General features: G+C 52.8%; 21 protein-coding genes. 4 read left to right on the forward strand and 17 right to left on the reverse strand.

The features are described from left to right. Positions 1 to 38 precede the first annotated feature (38 nt). From gntR to FHD02_RS00525, 3 genes are all read right to left on the reverse strand, one after another. Positions 39 to 1,034, reverse strand: a complete 996-nt coding sequence (gene gntR / locus FHD02_RS00515) for a gluconate operon transcriptional repressor GntR (RefSeq protein ID WP_008786351.1) — start codon at positions 1,032 to 1,034, stop codon at positions 39 to 41. A 129-nt stretch (positions 1,035 to 1,163) separates the two neighbouring features. Then, entirely contained in the window at positions 1,164 to 1,859 is a 696-nt protein-coding gene (gene yhhW, locus FHD02_RS00520) for a quercetin 2,3-dioxygenase (RefSeq protein WP_137361529.1), read from the reverse strand. Between the two features lie 123 nt (positions 1,860 to 1,982). Then, complete coding sequence (locus tag FHD02_RS00525; protein WP_137370375.1) at positions 1,983 to 3,020, reverse strand: oxidoreductase; 1,038 nt, start codon at positions 3,018 to 3,020, stop codon at positions 1,983 to 1,985. A gap of 428 nt (positions 3,021 to 3,448) precedes the next feature. On the opposite strand from FHD02_RS00525, the gene yhhY reads away from it, so the two are divergent. The 3 genes from yhhY to tssD all read left to right on the forward strand — a co-directional run bounded on the left by yhhY (position 3,449) and on the right by tssD (position 6,278). Further along, positions 3,449 to 3,937 carry an N-acetyltransferase gene (gene yhhY / locus FHD02_RS00530; protein ID WP_006687445.1) on the forward strand — a complete coding sequence of 163 codons (489 nt, stop codon included), beginning with the start codon at positions 3,449 to 3,451 and terminating at the stop codon, positions 3,935 to 3,937. Positions 3,938 to 3,983: 46 nt separating this feature from the next. After that, on the forward strand, positions 3,984 to 4,868 hold the full coding sequence (locus FHD02_RS00535) for a hypothetical protein (protein WP_061380984.1): 885 nt from the start codon (positions 3,984 to 3,986) through the stop codon (positions 4,866 to 4,868). 270 nt (positions 4,869 to 5,138) lie between these two features. Then, on the forward strand, positions 5,139 to 6,278 hold the full coding sequence (tssD, locus tag FHD02_RS00540) for a type VI secretion system tube protein TssD (protein ID WP_061380983.1): 1,140 nt from the start codon (positions 5,139 to 5,141) through the stop codon (positions 6,276 to 6,278). A 310-nt stretch (positions 6,279 to 6,588) separates the two neighbouring features. Here the strand turns inward: tssD and ggt are convergent, their stop codons facing one another. Next, complete coding sequence (ggt, locus tag FHD02_RS00545) at positions 6,589 to 8,334, reverse strand: gamma-glutamyltransferase (RefSeq protein WP_201287298.1); 1,746 nt, start codon at positions 8,332 to 8,334, stop codon at positions 6,589 to 6,591. A gap of 117 nt (positions 8,335 to 8,451) precedes the next feature. Here ggt and FHD02_RS00550 point away from each other — a divergent pair, with 117 nt between their 5' ends. Further along, a complete protein-coding gene (locus FHD02_RS00550; RefSeq protein ID WP_103769558.1) occupies positions 8,452 to 8,892 on the forward strand; it encodes a DUF2756 family protein in 441 nt (146 codons plus the stop codon). Here FHD02_RS00550 and ugpQ read toward each other — a convergent pair. The 13 genes from ugpQ to livH all read right to left on the reverse strand — a co-directional run bounded on the left by ugpQ (position 8,889) and on the right by livH (position 19,395). Beyond that, positions 8,889 to 9,632, reverse strand: a complete 744-nt coding sequence (ugpQ, locus tag FHD02_RS00555; protein WP_220393443.1) for a glycerophosphodiester phosphodiesterase — start codon at positions 9,630 to 9,632, stop codon at positions 8,889 to 8,891. The genes FHD02_RS00550 and ugpQ overlap by 4 nt on opposite strands. After that, positions 9,629 to 10,699 (reverse strand): sn-glycerol-3-phosphate import ATP-binding protein UgpC, encoded by a 1,071-nt coding sequence (locus tag FHD02_RS00560; RefSeq protein ID WP_220393444.1) that lies wholly within the window; start codon positions 10,697 to 10,699, stop codon positions 9,629 to 9,631. Before FHD02_RS00560 ends, ugpQ begins: the two co-directional genes overlap by 4 nt. A gap of 1 nt (position 10,700) precedes the next feature. Continuing rightward, complete coding sequence (ugpE, locus tag FHD02_RS00565; RefSeq protein ID WP_137370371.1) at positions 10,701 to 11,546, reverse strand: sn-glycerol-3-phosphate ABC transporter permease UgpE; 846 nt, start codon at positions 11,544 to 11,546, stop codon at positions 10,701 to 10,703. After that, the gene (ugpA, locus tag FHD02_RS00570; RefSeq protein ID WP_038634974.1) at positions 11,543 to 12,430 is read right to left on the reverse strand and encodes a sn-glycerol-3-phosphate ABC transporter permease UgpA; all 888 of its coding nucleotides are present in this window, start codon (positions 12,428 to 12,430) and stop codon (positions 11,543 to 11,545) included. The genes ugpE and ugpA overlap by 4 nt, the downstream gene beginning before the upstream one ends. Before the next feature lie 99 nt (positions 12,431 to 12,529). Continuing rightward, on the reverse strand, positions 12,530 to 13,846 hold the full coding sequence (gene ugpB, locus FHD02_RS00575; RefSeq protein ID WP_042311849.1) for a sn-glycerol-3-phosphate ABC transporter substrate-binding protein UgpB: 1,317 nt from the start codon (positions 13,844 to 13,846) through the stop codon (positions 12,530 to 12,532). Positions 13,847 to 14,126: 280 nt separating this feature from the next. After that, positions 14,127 to 14,495 (reverse strand): type II toxin-antitoxin system death-on-curing family toxin, encoded by a 369-nt coding sequence (locus FHD02_RS00580; protein WP_137361609.1) that lies wholly within the window; start codon positions 14,493 to 14,495, stop codon positions 14,127 to 14,129. Then, entirely contained in the window at positions 14,492 to 14,713 is a 222-nt protein-coding gene (locus FHD02_RS00585; RefSeq protein ID WP_137361610.1) for a type II toxin-antitoxin system Phd/YefM family antitoxin, read from the reverse strand. Before FHD02_RS00585 ends, FHD02_RS00580 begins: the two co-directional genes overlap by 4 nt. Before the next feature lie 58 nt (positions 14,714 to 14,771). After that, entirely contained in the window at positions 14,772 to 15,179 is a 408-nt protein-coding gene (locus tag FHD02_RS00590) for a dTDP-glucose pyrophosphorylase (protein WP_137370370.1), read from the reverse strand. 140 nt (positions 15,180 to 15,319) lie between these two features. Then, on the reverse strand, positions 15,320 to 15,601 hold the full coding sequence (locus tag FHD02_RS00595; RefSeq protein ID WP_042311846.1) for a hypothetical protein: 282 nt from the start codon (positions 15,599 to 15,601) through the stop codon (positions 15,320 to 15,322). A gap of 98 nt (positions 15,602 to 15,699) precedes the next feature. After that, positions 15,700 to 16,413, reverse strand: coding sequence for a high-affinity branched-chain amino acid ABC transporter ATP-binding protein LivF (gene livF, locus FHD02_RS00600; protein ID WP_137361612.1), 714 nt, complete (start codon positions 16,411 to 16,413; stop codon positions 15,700 to 15,702). A 17-nt stretch (positions 16,414 to 16,430) separates the two neighbouring features. Continuing rightward, the gene (livG, locus tag FHD02_RS00605) at positions 16,431 to 17,198 is read right to left on the reverse strand and encodes a high-affinity branched-chain amino acid ABC transporter ATP-binding protein LivG (protein ID WP_003023438.1); all 768 of its coding nucleotides are present in this window, start codon (positions 17,196 to 17,198) and stop codon (positions 16,431 to 16,433) included. Then, the gene (gene livM / locus FHD02_RS00610; protein ID WP_220393445.1) at positions 17,195 to 18,472 is read right to left on the reverse strand and encodes a branched chain amino acid ABC transporter permease LivM; all 1,278 of its coding nucleotides are present in this window, start codon (positions 18,470 to 18,472) and stop codon (positions 17,195 to 17,197) included. Before livM ends, livG begins: the two co-directional genes overlap by 4 nt. Further along, on the reverse strand, positions 18,469 to 19,395 hold the full coding sequence (gene livH, locus FHD02_RS00615; RefSeq protein WP_079938142.1) for a high-affinity branched-chain amino acid ABC transporter permease LivH: 927 nt from the start codon (positions 19,393 to 19,395) through the stop codon (positions 18,469 to 18,471). The genes livM and livH overlap by 4 nt, the downstream gene beginning before the upstream one ends. Between the last annotated feature and the right edge of the window lie 61 nt (positions 19,396 to 19,456).

A 19,456-nucleotide genomic window follows, 5' to 3' on the forward strand; every position in this document is an offset into this window, starting at 1 on the left:
CGAAGTGTATAAGTGTGAGCTACTTCAAAGTTGTTGGCTTAAATAGATCCACCCGGTGACAAGGTGAAACCTAAATCTAACATTTTAGGTGTGACTGCTTCACCTCGGATGCGCGCCAGCAGGCGTTCTGCGCCAATGCTGCCCATCCGTTCACGCGGCGTGAGCACACTCGCCAGACGCGGCTCCATTACCTGACCGATATCATGGCCGTGGAAACCGGCAATCGCCATATCGTCAGGGATTTTCAGCCCTAAACGCTGACATTCAAATGCCGCCCCTACCGCCAGGTCATCGTTGGTACAGAACACACCATCCAGTTGCGGATATTCACGCCGCGCCTGACGGATAAGTTCAATGCCGGATGAGTAAGATGAAGACTGCTCCACCATCACGCTGTACGGCACCAGATTGGCATCGCGCATAGCCTGTTCGTAGCCCCTCTGTTTGATGATAGTACGTTCATCAAGACGCGCGCCAAGATAAGCAACATGACGGTGTCCACGGGCGATGATAGCGGCGGTCATCTGACGAGCGGCTTCGAAGTTGTCGAAGCCAACGGCGATATCCAGACACGGGGACTGACTGTCCATCAGCTCGACGACCGGGATACCCGCGACTTCGATCATTTTCAGCGTACGGGGTGTATGGCTACGTTCAGTGAGGATCAGACCATCGATATTCCACGACAGCATCGACTCCAGGCGCTCTTGCTCCATTTCGGGCTTATAGCCGTAGTGCGCCAGCATGGTTTGATAACCATGCGCGTCGGTGACGGCCTCAATGCCGCGTAACACTTCAGCAAAAACCTGGTTGGTGAGAGACGGTAACAGCACGCCGATAGCGCGACTGGTGGCGTTAGAAAGGATATCAGGTGCGCGATTGGGAATATAACCCAGCTCATCAAGTGCAGCGGCAATTTTGCCCCGCAGCGCCACGGAGACCTGCTCCGGGTTACGCAAAAAGCGGCTGACCGTCATTTTAGTCACGCCCACGCGGTCGGCTACATCCTGAAGTACGGGTCTTTTCTTTTTCATCGTCCTGAAGCGTTAAAAAGGGATAGATTTGCCCAGTTTACCACGGACGTGCGGAATTAATGACAAACGATGAAAAGCCGGATGTCGACGCTTTCGCGTCTTATCCGGCCTACAAAGGGCTACAGCACGTTATACTGGTGGCAGGTCAAACAGTAACACTTCGCTGTCGCTATCGGCATGAATCGAAATCGCCTGCTCATCCCAGATTGCCAGACCATCGCTGGTGGTGGCTTTGGTGCCGTTAATGGTGACATTGCCTTTTACCACCTGGATCCAGACGCGGCGCTCGGCGGCAATCTGATGCATCGACTGCTCATCTTTGAGCAGTGCCCAGCGATACAGCTCCATATCCTGGTACACTTTCAGCGAACCATCACGGGCATCCGGCGACAGCACCAGTTGTTTGCCCTGCACCGCATCGAAACGGCGTTGTTCATAGCGTGGCGTAATCCCGTTTTCCTGTGGGATGATCCAGATTTGATACAGGTGCAGTTTCTCAGTATTGCTCGGATTGTACTCCGAATGACGGATCCCCGTACCGGCGCTCATAATCTGGAATTCACCGGCCGGAACCTGTTCCTTATTGCCCATACTGTCCTGATGCTCCACCGCGCCTTCCAGCACATAAGTCAGGATTTCCATGTCTTTATGGGGGTGAGTACCAAAGCCCTGACCTGCGTCGATCACGTCATCATTAATCACGCGCAGTGCCGAGAATCCCATAAAGTTCGGGTCATAGTAGTTGGCAAAAGAAAAGGTATGCCAGGAATCGAGCCAACCATGATTAGCATGGCCACGGTCGTTAGCTTTGCGTAAATAGATCATTATGTTCACCCCCAGATGTTTTCGATGGAGTAAGTGTGGACTCAATCCGCCTGGGATCATAGAGGGTGAAAATTGACTCCTCTGTTCAAAAAATATGAACAAGCCCAGAGGAGTCTGCGCAGGCTATTTAGCGAGGGTTATCGTGGCAGGCGTTGCCTGTTCGAAGGCACGCTCGAGGATTTCCAGGTTGGTAAGAACTTCAGATTCCTTGACGTAATTAGGTGTACCGACGGTCAGCGTCTGGTACAGCGCATCATAGACGCGACCGTAGTCCCCCAATTCCGGTTTCACCTCTTCTTTCACCGTAACGCCGTCATCATTAACGTACTCCAGCATCCCAATGGAATCATCAGCAGCGAAACCTGGCTCACCCGGCATGATATTGGCCTTCAGGCTGGTTTCCTGCTGGTCAATGCCGTACTTCACAAACGAGCCTTTGGTGCCATGAACGATAAACTTCGGATAGTCGATTTTCACCAGATGGCTGGTTTTCACAATGGCTTTCAGGTCGCCATAGAACAATTGCGCTTCAAAGGTATCATCCGGGTTCGCTTTGTTGCGCAGACTGCGAATGTCATAGGCTACATGGTCGGGACGCCCGAAAAGGGAAATAATCTGATCCATGGTGTGTACGCCCAGACCATAGAATGCGCCATCCTGCGGCAGGCCCGGTTTGGTTTCCGCCACCGGTCGGTAGTAGTCAAAATGGCTTTCAACTTCCACTATTTCACCCAGTTTGCCGCTCTCAATCGCTTTTTTAGCAGTGAGAAAACAGGAGTCAAAACGCCGATTCTGATACGGCGTGACGGTCAGTCCTTTGCTTTTCGCCAGTTCGAACAACACTTTTGCTTCCGCCAGCGTCGGCGTGAACGGTTTCTCAACCAGCACGCTTTTACCCGCTTCCAGCGCGCGTTTGGCGTATTCAAAATGGCTATCAGCATGCGTACAGACGATCACCAGTTTTACCTGCGGATCGCCCAACACCTCATCCAGATCGCTGGTGAAGTGAATGTGAGAATAGATCGGCGCCTGCTCTTCCGGTTTAGCGTGACGACGGAAAATATGCGCGACATGCCAGGTATCTTTCCGATTCAGAACGTAAGGGAGATGGTAACGGGTGGTGCTTTTACCGAATCCAATAAATGCGCAGTGTAAGGTCATGAGACGATCCTTTTGAAGGTGATTGTCTACACCATAGCGCAAAGCGGCTGGAGACTGAATCCATCCTGTCATCGTGCCGGATGCGGCGGAGCCTTATCCGGCCTACAAAACCCAGGTCTCAGCTGTAGGCCGGATAAGCGCAAGCGCCATCCGGCATCAGTCGCCCCGCCCCGGGGACAAATTGACAAGTAAGCCAGGCTGAAACAAAACGCAAAAAAAAAGCCAGCAAAAGCTGGCTAAAGTAATACTGGAAGCAATGTGAGCAATGTCGTGCTTTCAGGTTCTCCGTAGGGGTTCCCCTGAACGCAGAGCAATAATAATCATTCTCATTCGCACTTGTCTACTTCTTTTTTGCAAAAAAATGCAGTTGACGGAATTTTCTTTCTCAGCGAGTGTAAATGCTCAATTAACCCTGCAGGAGATAAGGAATGAGTGAGATAGTGATACGCCACGCTGAACCGAAAGATTACGACGCCATTCGTCAGATCCACGCCCAGCCGGAGGTGTACCACAACACGCTACAGGTTCCTCATCCTTCCATGGAGATGTGGCAAACGCGACTCGCCGATCAGCCGGGGATCAAACAGCTGGTTGCCTGCATCGATGATATCGTCGTGGGACATCTTTCCATTGCAGTTGCCCAGCGCCCGCGCCGCAGCCACGTTGCTGATTTCGGTATTTGCGTTGACGCTCGTTGGCAAAACCGCGGCGTCGCCAGCGCGCTGATCCGCACCATGATCGACATGTGTGACAACTGGCTGCGCGTTGACCGTATCGAGTTAACGGTGTTTGTTGATAACGAGCCCGCCGTAGCGGTCTATAAGAAGTACGGTTTTGAAATCGAAGGCACCGGTAAAAAATACGGCCTGCGCAACGGTGAGTACGTTGATGCCTACTTTATGGCGCGCGTGAAATAAATTTAAGGGCGAGTCATATCGCCCTGATTATTGAAAGGACGCAATAGTGAAAAAGTTTCTTCCCCTGGTTTTGCTGGCCTCGCTCTCCCCTGCTTTTGCCACTACTGTACAAAATCTCGATTCCGTACCCAGTGCCATCCAACATCCGGAAGGTAAACAGATTTTCGCTGAACAAATGGCGGGAGCAACCCCTGCAAAAGGATTTGGTGAGCTTCCTCAGGGCTTATCTGAAAAGCAGTGGATTGCCTGGGTTGCACCGAATGAAGATCCTGACAACCTGATCCTGACTGGTGCTAAATCTTGGGGAAAAGACGGTAAATATATTGGCATTGCCTGTTTTGCCGATAATAAGGCTGACGCCGAGCAAGCAAAAAAATACGCGGATAACACCTGCCCGGAAAACTACAGCAACGGGCGCGCTAATAAATTATATCTCGGCGTTTTTTCCTGGCAGAATCCACAGCTAACGCCGATTGCACGCTCGGAAAAACCGTTAAACCAGCTCTCAGAGTGGAATAAAGCCGCTGAAAAAGAGAGCGATGATGAGTCCGTCAGACCGCTGGCTTATTATACAAAGCTGGATCTGGCACCGTACCGGATAGCACCCGATACCCTGGCATTCGGGGTACGGGGTGGATACTCCGATGCCTACTCCGGCGGTGGCGCATTTTATGAAGTGCTGGAACTCTACACCATCAAAGACAGCAAAATAATCAACGTGTTTTCTGACCTTGTTTATTACTATTCAGACATCGCCGGAGACTGGAATAAAGACGGCACAAGGCAGCACGACATCAGCGAAAGTAAGTACATTCTCAAAATGCGCTCGGCAAAGACGCACGGGTTTTATGACTTAGAGCGCGTTAATCTACAGGATAAAAGCAGCCAAATATTCCGCTGGTCCGAATCACTTCAGCAATATGCGCCATAACCTACCAGTCAGGCCTACATCGTTCAGAATGCTGTAGGCTATCGATATGGATAAAACAATATCGACCAATACTCCATCTATAACTCCAAATTATTGAATATATAAATTCTCATCTAACACATTATGTATATTCAGATTCCCCTCAAAAAAAACTCACTTAAAGTGAAACGTTTTATTTCTGCTATATACGAACGCCATCAGAAAGCGTAATTACAACAAAGAAAGAATTACCCTTTTCACGACAACACGTAATAAAAGGATAAGGATGTCATGAGTGATATCGTCTATCTGATGGTTTCTGGACAACAGCAGGGCGCTATTTCTGACGGATGTGGAACCGTTGCATCTGTGGGTAACCGCTGGCAATCAGGGCACGAAGACGAGATTTTTGCCTTTTCGCTCTCTAATAGTATAACCAGTACTGGCAGAGGTTCACATTTGCACGGACTGCGATTTTGTAAACTTATCGATAAAAGTACACCGTTGTTTGTTAATACGATTAATAACAACGAACAGTTGTATATGGAGTTTTATTTCTACCGTATCAATAGATTCGGTAGATGGGAGAAGTATTATTATATTCAACTGCGGGGAGCATTCTTATCAGGTATTCAACACCAATTCAGTGAAAATAATTTAGATACAGAAACAATAACCATCAGCTATGAATATATCCTTTGCAAACATCTTATTGCCAACACTGAGTTCAGCTACCTGGCATTGCCCGAAAACTACAACCGCCTGTTTATCCCCCGACCAAAAACCCCCGCAGACAACGGCCTCAAAACGTTAAACAGCAAAGGGGTTGGCAGACTGCTTGCCGCCGGAGGGATCTACAACGGCAATATCGACGGTTTCAGGGAAACGGCGGAAAAGCTGGGTGGCGATGCTCCTGCGGGTTACGAGCAGGTTATGGATAACAAAGGATTGCTGATTCTTGGTGCTTCAGTAGCTGCAGGCTTAACTATGGGAAGGATGAAATTTCCTGAATTAGAAGAACTGGAGCAGTTTGGAGCGAAAGGAACTTATACATCAAGGCCATTTGATCCAGATAAAGCGGGAGGCCCTGTTGAACATCTTACAACTGAAGGCGTAAATATTACCCATGAAGGAATTGCAATTGTAGAAAAACACATATCTCGCTTCGATCCAGATCCTGGTAATGAATTTATGGTAAGCCGTTTAAAAAAGATAGCGAACGGTGAGTTGTTACCAGAACAAGTGGATTTAAACTACTACACTCATGAATGTCGAGAGTATCAACGTTATTGCAATTTAGGTTGGGAAACTGGCAGGCCAAGCGATAACCAAGAGGCTTATGATCTATGGAATAACACGCATACATCAACACTCGAAGATTATAGAATAACTGGTAATGACCTTTATCACCCGGATGCACCATCATGGTAAACAATACTGAACTTAACATCTTGAAATTATTAGCTTCCAGAGATGACGTAAATTGGACCTGGTATAATCTTGATCGCGCAATGACCAGTAGGAAAATGGATGGAGTTGGTAACGTAGTCAGGCTCATAAATAACCTATCTAAAGCGGGTTTAGTCGATATAGTAGCAAGGACCCCCTCAGGAATGGATTATTATCGCGTATCTGCCCAAGGCCATAAGTTGCTAATCGAAATTGACCAGCATCACCAAGACCATTCACTATAGTGAAAACTACCCGACAAGCCCTCTCCCATCGAAGAGGGCCGTTATGCTTAGTATCCCGCCGTTAAGTCATCTACGGAACGCGGGTCGGACGCGCCATACAGTGCGCCATCCGGTCCCACCATAATACTCTGGGTGCTGCCCATCGCCTCTTTCAGCGCCACTTTCTGTCCTTTTTGCTCCAGCAACTTGAGCGTATCCGGGCTGAAGCCCTTCTCGACGCGAAGCTCATCCGGCAACCACTGATGATGGAAGCGCGGCGCGTTGGTCGCTTCGGCGACGTTCATTCCGAAATCAATGCTGTTCACTACCATTTGCAGCACGGTAGTGATGATTCGACTCCCGCCAGGGCTGCCGGTCACCAGCCAGGTTTTCCCGTCTTTTACCACGATAGTCGGCGACATAGACGACAGCGGACGCTTCTTCGGACCAACCGCGTTGGCGTCGCCGCCCACCAGTCCGTATACGTTCGGCACGCCTGGCTTGGCAGAGAAATCGTCCATTTCATTATTGAGCAGAATACCGGTATTACCCGCCACAATCCCGGTGCCGAAGGTAGTATTCAGGGTATAGGTCACCGCCACGGCATTGCCGTCTTTATCCACCACCGAGAAGTGGGTGGTCTGGTTGCTTTCATACGGGGCGAGCTTGCCCGGTTTTATCTGGCTGGAAGGTTTGGCCTTGTTGATATCAATTTGATCGGCCAGCGTTTTCGCATAGGCTTTGTTGGTCAGCGCCTGCCACGGCACTTTCACAAAGTCCGGGTCACCCAGATACTCTGAACGGTCGGCATAGGCGTATTTTTCCGCTTCCGCCATGATTTGCATGGCATCGGCACTGCCAAAGCCGTACTTCTTCATATCGAAGTTTTCAAGAATATTAAGGATCTGCACGATGTGAATACCGCCCGAGGATGGCGGCGGCATGGAGAAGACCTGATACCCGCGATAGTCACCACTGATTGGCGTACGCTCAACGGCTTTATAGCTGGCTAAATCCTCTTTGGTCATCAGACCGCCGTTCTTCTGCATTTCCCCGGCAATCTGGTCGGCAATCGCCCCTTTATAAAACGCATCCGGGCCATTTTCGGCAATCATTTCCAGGCTTTTCGCCAGATTCTTCTGGACCAGCTTATCGCCCTTCTTCAGCGGCTCACCGTCTTTCCAGAAAATGGCTTTGCTGTTCTCATGATTAGGGATCACTTCGCTGCCGTAAGTTTTTAAGTCATCGGCCAGCGCATCGTTAACCACAAAACCCTCTTCCGCCAGCTTCATCGCCGGGCGCACCACTTTGTTCAGCGGCATCGTGCCGTATTTCTCCAGCGCCAGCGAGAAACCCGCCACGGTACCCGGCGTACCGGATGCCAGATGCGACGTCAGCGACTTTTTCGCATCGGCGTTACCCTGATCGTCGAGGAACATATCACGGGTCGCGGCAGCAGGCGCCATTTCACGAAAATCAATCGCCGTAGTATTACCGTCTTTGGTACGCAGCAGCATAAAACCACCACCGCCCAGATTACCCGCCTGCGGATGCGTCACCGCCAGCGCATAGCCAACGGCCACGGCGGCATCGACGGCATTGCCCCCCTGTTTGAGGATATCCACCCCAACCTGGGTGGCTAATGCATCCACCGAGGCCACCATTCCCTGCTGCGCACGCACGGGATGGAACACATCTTCCTCGACACCGTAGGATACCGGTGGTGGCGCTGCCGGCGCGGCAGCAACGCTAAAACAACTTCCTGAGAGCAGAGCAGCAATGGCTACCCGGCGTAAAAACGTCGGTTTTATCATCGTTATTCTCCAGATGTATGGGGTCGGCCCCCACTAAGCCTGGTGCATAACTCTGAAATAATCATCGTAACGGCGAGAAAGGAGTAAACTTAAACGATCCCCGAGAGGAGAAAAGCGATGAAACGACTCTTACTTTTAGCCATGCTATTGCCGTTTGCAGGCTTTGCACAGCCCATCAACACCATGAATAACCCGAATCAACCGGGTTACCAGATCCCGAGCCAGCAGCGTATGCAGACCCAAATGCAAACGCAGCAAATTCAGCAAAAAGGGATGCTCAACCAGCAGTTGCAAACGCAAACCCGCATGCAGCAACAGCATATGGAAAACCAAATCAACACGAACTCCCAGCGAGTCCTTCAGTCTCAGCCTGGCGAGTTGAATTCGGGTCAACAGCAGATGCTGCCCAACAGCAACGGTGGCATGTTGAACGGAACCCGTAATCCGGACAGCTCGCTGAATAAGCAACATATGCTGTCGGAGAAAAAGAACGGCGACATGCTGAAGCCCTCCAGCACGCCGCAGCCTAACGTTCCGTTAAAAACGATTGGGCCTTAATAGGGTTGGAAATCCGGCCCTATCGTATCAATGGCATCGGTACAGATGCAGTCCACTCCCCAGCGCAGCAGTTCCGCCGCGCGCTGGGGTCGGTTGACGGTATAAACCAAAATACGTAGCCCTGCGTCGCGCAGCGCATCCACGCGCGCTTCATCCAGCAGCTTATGATTAAGATGAATCGAGACGCAGCCAAGCCGCGTGGTCAGCTCACGCCAGTCGTCACGCCATTCATCAAGCAGTAAACCGCGCGGCAGTTCTGGAACCGCCTGCTGCGCTGCTTCAAGCGCATCAATTTCAAAAGACGACAACAGCGGCGGCGTCATTCCCACCCATAGTTCACGCGCAGCCAGCGCCACGACTTTGCCGGTTAACGTTCCGGTGCCGGTCGTGGGTTTAATTTCAATATTCGCCATCATGCCGTGCTGACGGCAGCGCGCGGCCACTTGCGAGAGCAGCGGCAGCGGTTCGCCTTTAAACTCGCCGCTAAACCAACCGCCTGCGTCCACGCGTAATAGATCCTGCCAGTTCAGTTCACCCGCCACGCCCCAGCCGTTACTGGTCCGTTCGAGATTGTCGTCGTGCAGCAAAAAGATCTCACCGTCTTTCGACAACTTAGCGTCAAACTCAATCATGGTATGCCCGTATCGCGCCCCCACGTCGATCGCCGCCAGGGTGTTTTCCGGTGCCAGCTTACCGCCGCCGCGATGGGCGGCAATGTGGGGATAAGGCCAGTTACTCATACGCGTTGTCCTGTTTCGCCATCAAAGAGATGCAAATGATTTTCTGGCAGATGCAGCCATAGCGTGCTGCCTGCCGTCGGGCGATGCTGATGCGCCAGTCGCACCACCAGCTTTTGCTCACCCCAGCGTCCGTGCGCCAGGTTATCCGCGCCCAGCATTTCCAGCGTATCGACAACCAACGGCACACCGCCATCGGCCTGCGAGCTTAACGCAATATGCTCCGGGCGGATACCCAGCGTCATGTTACGCCCAATATATTTCCGGACGTTCCTGGCAATGGGCAGGGCCATGCCGTCATCCAGTTCAAAATGCGTACCCGAAGCGCTAATGCGCCCGTCCAGCAGGTTCATCGCCGGGCTGCCGATAAAGCTCGCCACAAAACGGCTGGCAGGTTTCTCGTACACCTCAACCGGCGTACCGATCTGCTCGGCAATGCCTTTGTTCATCACCATCACCCGCTGGGCAAGGGTCATCGCTTCAACCTGATCGTGCGTCACATACAGCGAGGTGGTTTTCAGTCGGCGATGCAGATGTTGTAACTCCAGACGCATCTGTACGCGCAGCTTGGCATCGAGATTAGAAAGCGGCTCATCGAACAGGAATACCGCCGGATCGCGAACAATCGCCCGCCCCATCGCCACGCGCTGACGCTGGCCGCCTGAAAGTTCGCGCGGGCGACGTTTTAGCAATTCACCCAGTTCGAGAATACGTGCCGCCTCTTTCACCCGTTCGGCAATATGCTCCTTGCCCATTCCACGAATCTTCAATCCCCAGGCCATGTTTTCTTCCACGCTCATATGCGGGTAGAGGGCATAGTTCTGGAACACCATTGCAATGCCGCGATCTTTCGGCTCCATCTCGGTAACGCGCTTATTATCGATCCAGATATCGCCGCCGCTGACCCGCTCCAGCCCAGCCACCATCCGCAGCAGCGTAGACTTGCCGCAGCCGGATGGCCCGACCATCACGATAAACTCACCGTCCGCAACGTCCAGCGTCAGCGGTTTAATCACCTGGGTTTTGCCATCCCAGCTTTTGGTTACTGCCTGTAGTTTTAAACCAGCCATTTTATTTCTCACTGTCCACTAAACCACGCACGAAGGCACGCTGCATGGCTAACACGATGATTACCGGAGGGATGAGCGTCAGCAACATGGCTGCCATCACCTGATTCCATTGGGTGGTACCTTCGCCGGTGGCGATCATGCCTTTGATGCCCGCCACCGCAGTGCCCAGGTTGACATCGGTAATAATTAACAACGGCCACAAATACTGGTTCCAGCCGTAGATAAAGGTGATCACGAACAGCGCCGCCAGATTGGTTTTTGACAGCGGTAGCACGATATCGCGGAAAAAACGCATCGGTGACGCGCCGTCAATACGCGCCGCTTCAACCAGCTCATCCGGTAGCGTCATAAAAAACTGACGGAACAGGAAGGTCGCAGTAGCCGATGCCATCAGCGGCAACGTCAGACCCGCGTAGCTGTCGAGCATTTTCAGGTTGGCGATCACTTCCACCGTCGGGAAAATACGCACCTCAACCGGCAGCATCAGGGTGATAAAAATCATCCAGAAGAACAGGTTGCGCAGCGGAAAGCGAAACCAGACGATAGCGAACGCGGAGATCATAGAAACGGTGATTTTCCCCACCGTAATACTGAACGCCATGATGAAACTGTTGAGCATCATCAACCAGAACGGCGCGCTGTTGACGCCCACGCCGTTGACCCAGATGTATTTCATGTTTTCCAGCAACTGCGTGCCGGGAACAAGCGTCATCGGCGTTTCAAATACCGCTTTGTTGTCCAGCGTCGCCGCGACAAACGCGACGTACAGCGGGAACAGGATCACCATGATCCCCATAATCAGCATGGCATGGCTAAATATTGTCAGCCCACGACGGTTCTCAATCATTGGTAACGCACCTTACTTTCCACATAGCGGAACTGCACCACTGTCAAAATAATGACCAGGAACATCAGCACCACCGACTGCGCGGCTGACGCAGAGAGATCCAGGCCGACAAAGCCTTCACGATAGATCTTATAAATCAACGTGGTGGTCGCCTGTACCGGTCCACCTGCCGTGGCGGCGTCGATCACCGGGAAGGTATCGAAGAAGGCATACACCAGATTCACCACCAGCAGAAAGAAGCTGACTGGCGCAATCAGCGGCAATGCCAGCTTAAAGAAGCGGCGAATCGGCCCCGCGCCATCAATCGCGGCGGCTTCGATCAGCGATCGGGGAATAGATTGCAGTGCGGCAAAGAAGAACAGGAAGTTGTAACTAATCTGCTTCCAGACAGACGCGAACACCACCAGAAACATTGCCTGACCGCTGTTTTGCGCGTGGTTCCAGTCATAGCCAAACTCACCGAGAAAATGGGTAATCAGCCCGCGACCCGGGTTGAACAGGAAGATCCACAGTACGGCGGCGACGGCAGGCGCAACGGCGTAGGGGAGTAGCATTAACGTCTGGTAAAAACGGCTACCGCGCACGACGTAATTCACCAGCGCAGCAAAAAACAGCGACACCAGCAGGCCGCTTACCGTAACCAACGTACTGAACTTTATCGTCGTCCAGAACGAATCAAGGTAGTACGGGTCATGGAACAGCGCGACAAAGTTTTCCAGTCCGACAAACTGGCTGGAAAGACCAAAAGGATCAACGCTTTGTAGCGAGTACCATAGCGCTTCACCGGCGGGCCAGATAAAGAAAATAACGGTGATAACCAACTGCGGGGCCACCAGTAAATAGGGAAGCCAGCGCGAGCGGAACACCGGACGGGATGAGGACATGAAGGTTCTTTTCCTGGAAGGTGCCGGATGGCGCTACGCTTATCCGGCCTACAAACGCTGTAGGCCTGATAAGCGTAGCGCCATCAGGCACTTATACACTTAAGATTTGGTCGATTGCTCAAAGCGGCGCAGTAACTGATTGCCACGCTCTACCGCGGCGTCCAACGCCTGCTGTGGGGTTTTCTTTCCGGTCCACACGCTTTCCAGCTCTTCATCCACGATGGTACGGATCTGCGGCATGTTGCCCAGACGCAGTCCTTTGGTGAACGGTAACGGCGGTTTGTTCAGCATCTGACGGGTGGCGATATCGGCCCCGGGGTTCTTATCATAGAAGCCCTGCTCGCGAGTCAGATCGTACGCGGCGGTGGTGATCGGCAGATAGCCGGTCTTCTGATGCCATTCGGCAGCAATCTCTGGTTTCGCGAGGAAGTTAAGGAACTGCGCCACGCCTTCGTAGGTGGCTTTGTCTTTGCCTTGCATCACCCACAGACTAGCTCCACCGATAATCGCGTTCTGCGGCGCGCCCTTCACGTCGGCATCGTACGGCATCATGCCGACGCCATAGTTGAATTTGGCGTAGTGACGGATGTCGGCCAGAGAACCAGAAGAAGCAGTGGTAATGGCGCAATCCCCATTGTAGAACTTCTCGGTGGACTCATCTTTACGTCCGAAGTAGCTGAAATCACCTTTTTTATTCAGCTCTTCCAGTAGTGCAATGTGTTTCACCTGCTCCGGTTTATTGAACTCCAGCACCGCGTCAGTACCGTCAAAACCGTTGTTTTTGGTGGCGACCGGCAGACCGTTCCAGGCGCTGAAGTTTTCAATCTGAATCCAGCCCTGCCAACCGCTGGCGTAGCCACACTTCATACCTGCGGCTTTCAGCTTCGCGGTGTATTCCGCCAGATCCTGCCAGGTTTTTGGCGGTTGCTCAGGGTCTAAACCGGCTTTTTTGAAGGCGTCTTTGTTGTAATACAGCACCGGCGTGGAGCTGTTAAACGGCTGGGAGAGCAGATGTCCGCTTTTCGAGTCAGTGTAATAACCGGAAACCGTCGGCACGAACTGAGATTCATCGAAGTTGATGCCAGCCTCTTTGAATACTTCATAGACCGGTTTAATGGCTTTTGAGGCCATCATCGTTGCCGTACCCACTTCATAAACCTGCAACAGCGCAGGGGCGTTTCCGGTACGGAAGGCGGCAATACCTGCGCTCAGGCTCTGCTCGTAGTTACCTTTGTACTGTGGAACAATTTTGTAGTCGGGGTTGGCGGCATTAAAACGTTGCGCCAGTGAATCAACTTCTTTACCCAGTTCGCCTTCCATTGAGTGCCAGAACGGGATGGTGGTAACTGCCATCGCCTGACCTGCAAATGCCAGGCTAAGTGCCAGTCCTAAAGCTGTATGTCGTAACGATATCATCGGTTATCTCTCTTGTTGTGCCGGATGCGCGATATCACGCGTTTTATGCTCGCGGGGGTAACATGACATGCTCGAATGACAGAAAAATAACTTTTTTATTACAAAAAAAAGATAGTAAGGCGACAAACAGATGGCAAGGCGGTGACGGTGCTAAGGAAGCAAAGTGGGAGCTGTAACACTTATAGAGAAAGTGCCTACGAACCGCCGGATGGCGATGCTAACGCATCTTATCCGGCCTACAATGGCTTGGGTAGCCCGTCCAGACGAAGCGCCACCGGGGTTATGCACGTAAGCGGGAGGCTATTTGTTCCAGCGTCAGTTGGCCCGCAGCCGCTTCAACCGTCATGGCGACAAAATCCGGGTTTGCAGGCAAAGCTATCCCGTTACGCTTTAAAAACAGTAACGTAATAAACAAAGCGGTACGTTTGTTACCGTCATTAAAAATATGCCCACGTGAGATAGCCAGTAAATGCATTGCGGCCAGCAACCACACGTCGGTCACACCTTCGTATTCAATTTGATTTAACACTCGATACATCAGCGCTTCAGCACGACCAGGATCAGGCATGCCCGCAACGCCAGGCGTTACGCGTAGCAGCCTGTCGTGAAACTGGATTATCTCTTCCGCTGAGATAATTTGTAGGGTCATTTATCCGCCAGCTCCCTGATTTCATTACCATGTAACATCATGATATCGGCAAATTCATCATCAAGTCTTGCAGCCTGATAGCGTTCGAACTCTTCCGCGCTGATGATTACGGCAGGCTTATGACCACGACGTGTAATAGTGACAGGAACGCCGGTGACAGCGCTCTCCAGTACTTCAGCCAGATTTTGTCGGGCTTCGCTATAGTTCATGGTACGCATCAAAACCTCCTCAGATGTACAACTCAATTGTACATCTAAGATGTACAAAAAAGAAGTATTACTCAGGTTGTGCGAACGTAAACTCCAGCGCCAGTCCCAGGATCTGCATACCGTGGATATTATCTTCCGGCGATATCGCCACCAGACTTTCCAGAAACTTGAGTCGTCGCGACTGGGCGTTAATGATGAGCTTTCCTCGTAACGCAGGAAGCTTCAGCGAAGAGATGGGGTAAACCACACGGCCAACGACTTCAACCGGCAACTTGCGTAAGTCAACCTGTTGCAGCACACCAACAGAAGAGTACAGCAATGCGACAGGCGTAACGGCAAGCAACGGCGCGCTACTGATACTCACAAAATCCAGAAGTAGCTCGGGGCGCAGATAGTGCAGTCCATTAAAAGAGACCGTAACACCGTCTATTGCGGGCATGGGCAGCACGTCAGTTTGACGCGGTAAATCATTCATTCAATTACCATTGACTCAAGATATACATCAAGCCGTTGATTATGCAGCAAATAACCTATGCTTGCTGGGACAAGGCTCGCAATACCTGCAGATTTAGCTAGCGACGTTACCTGACACGCTGCCCATTCACTCCGGTAACGTTAATCCCGACGCCAGCGTCGTTCAAATTCATTCTGTAAACGCTGCTGTTCCCGCCGCTCACGTTCACGCTGGATATCTGATTTCTCATCTTCCCAGCCAGGGCATACCGAGCTGGTGAATACTTCGCAGGGCGAGCTGGACTGTGCCAACGGGTTGGTTGGTTTCTCTTCCCAGATAGACGGATCGCGCGGGTCGAACGTTTGCGGTTCCAATGCCTGAGCGCCAGATGCAAACGCCAATAACAGAGTTCCAATCATCATGCAGGTACCTGAACGTATCATCCTTTCTCCATGTTCATATTATTATTGATAACCATTCTCAATAATAACATAACGCGATAAAAAGGGGCCATCAGGCCCCTTAACTCTTAAGAGAAATCTTAACCGCCCAGATAAGCGCTACGCACCGCTTCATTCGCCAGCAGCGCATCGCCGGTGTCTTCCAGTACCACATGACCATTTTCCAGCACGTAGCCGCGGTCGGCGAGCTTCAGCGCCTGGTTGGCGTTCTGCTCGACGAGGAAGATGGTCATCCCCTGCTCGCGCAACTGCTCAATGGTGTTAAAGATCTGCTGGATGATAATCGGCGCCAACCCCAGAGAAGGTTCATCCAGCAGCAACAGGCGCGGCTGGCTCATCAGCGCGCGGCCTATCGCCAGCATCTGCTGTTCACCGCCGGACATGGTGCCCGCACGCTGAATGCGACGTTCATGCAGGCGCGGGAACAGTTCGTAAACCCACTTGATACGTTCCTGAAACTGGTCCTTCTCGGCAAAGAAGCCGCCCATCGCCAGGTTCTCTTCCACCGTCATGCGCGAAAAAACACGACGCCCTTCCGGGACGATCGCCACCGCTTCGCGCATGATTTTCGCTGTCTGCCAGTCGGTAATGTCTTTACCATCAAAGACAATTCGCCCGCTGGTCGCGCGTGGGTCGCCGCATAACGTACCGAGCAGGGTGGTTTTACCCGCGCCGTTGGCGCCGATAAGCGTTACGATTTCACCCTGATTGATATACAGGCTAACCTCGTGCAGCGCCTGAATTTTGCCGTAGTGGGCGCTGACTTTATCGAACGATAACATCGCCTTATCCATATTATGCCTCGCCCCCATTATGCTTCACCTAAATAGGCGCGGATCACGTCCGGGTTATTACGAATCTGTTCCGGCGTCCCGTTCGCCAGCGGCGTGCCCTGGTTCACCACGTAAATACGGTCGGAAATCCCCATCACCAGCTTCATATCGTGCTCAATCAGCAGGATAGTGGTGTTGTGATGGTTACGCAGCTCGGCAATCAGTTCGTCCAGCTCTTTGGTCTCTTTTGGGTTCAGGCCCGCCGCTGGTTCGTCGAGCATCAGGATTTCCGGCTGCGTCACCATGCAGCGGGCAATCTCCAGACGACGCTGGTCGCCGTAGGCCAGGTTACTGGCCTGACGGTTGGCATGCTCCAGCAAGCCAATACGCTCCAGCCAGGTGGCGGCGCGATCCAACGCTTCACTCTGCGCGCGACGGAACGACGGAGTTTTCAACAGGCCGGAGAAGACGCCGGTTTTCAGTTGCTGATGTTGCGCCACCAGCAGGTTTTCAATCACCGTCATCTCACGAAACAGACGCACGTGCTGGAAAGTACGCACCACGCCCATACGCGCGATTTGCTGACCCGGCAACCCTTCCAGGTGCTGGTCGCGTAGCTTAATCGTCCCGCCTGTCGGCTTATAAAAACCGGTCAGGCAGTTGAAAACCGTGGTTTTTCCCGCGCCGTTCGGGCCGATCAACGAGACAATCTCCTGCGGCCGCAGTTCCAGTTCAACATTGTTTACCGCCAGCAGACCGCCGAAGCGCATCATCAGGCCGTTAACGGATAATAATGGCTGACTCATGCCTGCTCTCCTTTTGCTTCCCCGTTTTTCAGCTTCAACTGTGGACGGGTCATCGGCAACAAGCCCTGCGGACGCCAGATCATCATCAGTACCATTAAACCACCCAGCATTAACATGCTGTATTCGTTGAAATCACGCATCAGCTCGCGTGACACTACCAGCAGGATGGCCGCGAGGATCACCGCAAACTGTGAGCCCATTCCGCCCAGTACCACAATCGCCAGCACAAAGGCCGACTCGGCAAAGGTGAAGGATTCCGGGCTGACGAAGCCCTGGCGCGCGGCAAACAGCGTACCAGCAAAACCGGCAAACGCGGCGCTGATGGTAAAGGCGGTCAGCTTGATGCGTGTAGGATTTAAGCCCAGCGAACGGCAGGCGATTTCATCTTCACGCAGCGCTTCCCACGCACGTCCCAGCGGCATACGCAGCAGACGGTTGATGACAAACAGCGAGAACACCACCAGCAGCAACGCCACCAGATAGAGGAAAATCACGCGATCGGACGGGTCATACTTCACGTTAAAGAAGTTGCTGAAGGTATCCCAGCCACCTTCACGCGCGCTGCGGCTGAACTCAAGACCGAAAAAGGTGGGTTTCGGGATCTGGCTGATACCGTTCGGGCCGCCGGTGATTTCGGTGTTGTTGAGCAGCAGGATACGGACGATTTCGCCGAAGCCTAACGTCACAATCGCCAGATAATCACCGCGCAGGCGCAGTACCGGGAAGCCAAGCAGGAAGCCCGCAGCAGCTGAAACCAGCCCCGCCAGCGGCAGACAGGTCCAGAAGCCCAGACCGTAATAGTGGTTCAGCAGCGCGAAGGTGTAAGCGCCGATGGCATAGAAGCCGCCGTAGCCCAGCACCAGCAGGCCGGAAAGCCCCACCACCACGTTTAAGCCGAGGCCGAGGATGATATAAATCATCGTCAGCGTGGCGATATCCACCGTACCGCGCGACACCATAAACGGCCACGCCACGGCAATCACCAGCAGCGCCACCAGGAACAGCTTCTGTTTAACGGTGGAGCCGTCAATCGCCGGCAGAATAAATTTCGGTCCAGAGACGCTCTTCAGGCCTTTCTGGAAGGCTGGACGCAACAGCTGGAAGAGAAAGACCACACCAGTGCCGATAAACACCCACTGCCAGCGGATATCCGCGGCGGTATCGACCACCAGTTTGGTGCCGTCAAGCTCCAGTTGGACCCCCATAAAGACGCCCGCCAGGACGAAGAACATAGCGGCAGAGAGCAGCGCCATTGCAAAATGCATCGGTTTCATACTTTCTCTACCTCCGGGCGACCCAGAATACCGGTTGGCATCACCAGCAGCACCAGAATCAGCAGCGCGAATGAAACCACGTCTTTGTATTCAGTACTCAGATAAGCAGAGGAGAGCGCTTCCGCGACGCCCAGAATCAGACCGCCGATCATCGCCCCAGGGATGCTACCGATGCCGCCCAGTACCGCCGCGGTAAAGGCTTTCATCCCGGCCATAAAGCCGATGTACGGGTTAATTACGCCGTAGAACTGACCGAGCAGCACGCCCGCTACCGCCGCCATAGCCGCACCAATCACAAAGGTCAGCGCAATCACGCGGTCGGTGTTAATCCCGAGCAGGCTGGCCATTTTCAGGTCTTCAGCGCAGGCGCGACAGGCGCGGCCCATACGCGAATAGCGGATGAAAATCGTCAGCGCCAGCATCGCCAGGAAGGTTACAATCCAGATAACCGCCTGCATGGTGGTGATGGAAGCAGAGAAGTTTTCGCTACTGCCGACAGTCCACTGGCCATTAAACAGGCTGGGCAGCGCCACGTCGCGCGAACCTTCCGTCAGGCTGACGTAGTTTTGCAGGAAGATGGACATCCCGATAGCGGAAATCAGCGCGATCAAGCGCTTGGAGCTGCGCACGGGCCGATACGCCACACGTTCAATGCTCCAGCCGTAGGCGCTGGCAATCACAATCGCGCCGACGAAGCCCGCCGCGACCAGTAGCCAACTGGAATCAATGCCCATCATCATTAGCGCTGCGATGATCATAAAGGAGACATAGCTGCCGATCATATACACCTCGCCGTGGGCGAAGTTGATCATGCCGATAATGCCGTACACCATCGTGTAACCGATGGCGATCAGCGCGTAGGTGCTTCCCAGCGTGACGCCGTTAAACATCTGCTGCAAGAAATAGAGGAACTGCTCGGACATAAGGTAACCTTTCTTAACCCGCCCGTTTTGCACGGGCGGTGGGATAACTCGTCTTCAGGTA

The organism is Citrobacter sp. EC_71, from assembly GCF_019584005.1.
In the GTDB taxonomy this organism is placed as follows: Bacteria; Pseudomonadota; Gammaproteobacteria; order Enterobacterales; family Enterobacteriaceae; genus Citrobacter; species Citrobacter werkmanii.

What these genes read in the sequence shown, in the direction of transcription:
- ugpQ (WP_220393443.1), bottom strand. Translation starts at nt 9,632, where the DNA reads ATGAGTAACTGGCCTTATCCCCACATTGCCGCCCATCGCGGCGGCGGT.
- FHD02_RS00560 (WP_220393444.1), bottom strand. Translation starts at nt 10,699, where the DNA reads ATGGCTGGTTTAAAACTACAGGCAGTAACCAAAAGCTGGGATGGCAAA.
- livG (WP_003023438.1), bottom strand. Translation starts at nt 17,198, where the DNA reads ATGAGTCAGCCATTATTATCCGTTAACGGCCTGATGATGCGCTTCGGC.
- FHD02_RS00590 (WP_137370370.1), bottom strand. Translation starts at nt 15,179, where the DNA reads ATGAATGATTTACCGCGTCAAACTGACGTGCTGCCCATGCCCGCAATA.
- FHD02_RS00580 (WP_137361609.1), bottom strand. Translation starts at nt 14,495, where the DNA reads ATGACCCTACAAATTATCTCAGCGGAAGAGATAATCCAGTTTCACGAC.
- FHD02_RS00595 (WP_042311846.1), bottom strand. Translation starts at nt 15,601, where the DNA reads ATGATACGTTCAGGTACCTGCATGATGATTGGAACTCTGTTATTGGCG.
- gntR (WP_008786351.1), bottom strand. Translation starts at nt 1,034, where the DNA reads ATGAAAAAGAAAAGACCCGTACTTCAGGATGTAGCCGACCGCGTGGGC.
- FHD02_RS00550 (WP_103769558.1), top strand. Translation starts at nt 8,452, where the DNA reads ATGAAACGACTCTTACTTTTAGCCATGCTATTGCCGTTTGCAGGCTTT.
- ugpB (WP_042311849.1), bottom strand. Translation starts at nt 13,846, where the DNA reads ATGATATCGTTACGACATACAGCTTTAGGACTGGCACTTAGCCTGGCA.
- ggt (WP_201287298.1), bottom strand. Translation starts at nt 8,334, where the DNA reads ATGATAAAACCGACGTTTTTACGCCGGGTAGCCATTGCTGCTCTGCTC.
- tssD (WP_061380983.1), top strand. Translation starts at nt 5,139, where the DNA reads ATGAGTGATATCGTCTATCTGATGGTTTCTGGACAACAGCAGGGCGCT.
- ugpA (WP_038634974.1), bottom strand. Translation starts at nt 12,430, where the DNA reads ATGTCCTCATCCCGTCCGGTGTTCCGCTCGCGCTGGCTTCCCTATTTA.
- yhhW (WP_137361529.1), bottom strand. Translation starts at nt 1,859, where the DNA reads ATGATCTATTTACGCAAAGCTAACGACCGTGGCCATGCTAATCATGGT.
- livF (WP_137361612.1), bottom strand. Translation starts at nt 16,413, where the DNA reads ATGGATAAGGCGATGTTATCGTTCGATAAAGTCAGCGCCCACTACGGC.
- FHD02_RS00585 (WP_137361610.1), bottom strand. Translation starts at nt 14,713, where the DNA reads ATGCGTACCATGAACTATAGCGAAGCCCGACAAAATCTGGCTGAAGTA.
- FHD02_RS00525 (WP_137370375.1), bottom strand. Translation starts at nt 3,020, where the DNA reads ATGACCTTACACTGCGCATTTATTGGATTCGGTAAAAGCACCACCCGT.
- livM (WP_220393445.1), bottom strand. Translation starts at nt 18,472, where the DNA reads ATGAAACCGATGCATTTTGCAATGGCGCTGCTCTCTGCCGCTATGTTC.
- livH (WP_079938142.1), bottom strand. Translation starts at nt 19,395, where the DNA reads ATGTCCGAGCAGTTCCTCTATTTCTTGCAGCAGATGTTTAACGGCGTC.
- ugpE (WP_137370371.1), bottom strand. Translation starts at nt 11,546, where the DNA reads ATGATTGAGAACCGTCGTGGGCTGACAATATTTAGCCATGCCATGCTG.
- yhhY (WP_006687445.1), top strand. Translation starts at nt 3,449, where the DNA reads ATGAGTGAGATAGTGATACGCCACGCTGAACCGAAAGATTACGACGCC.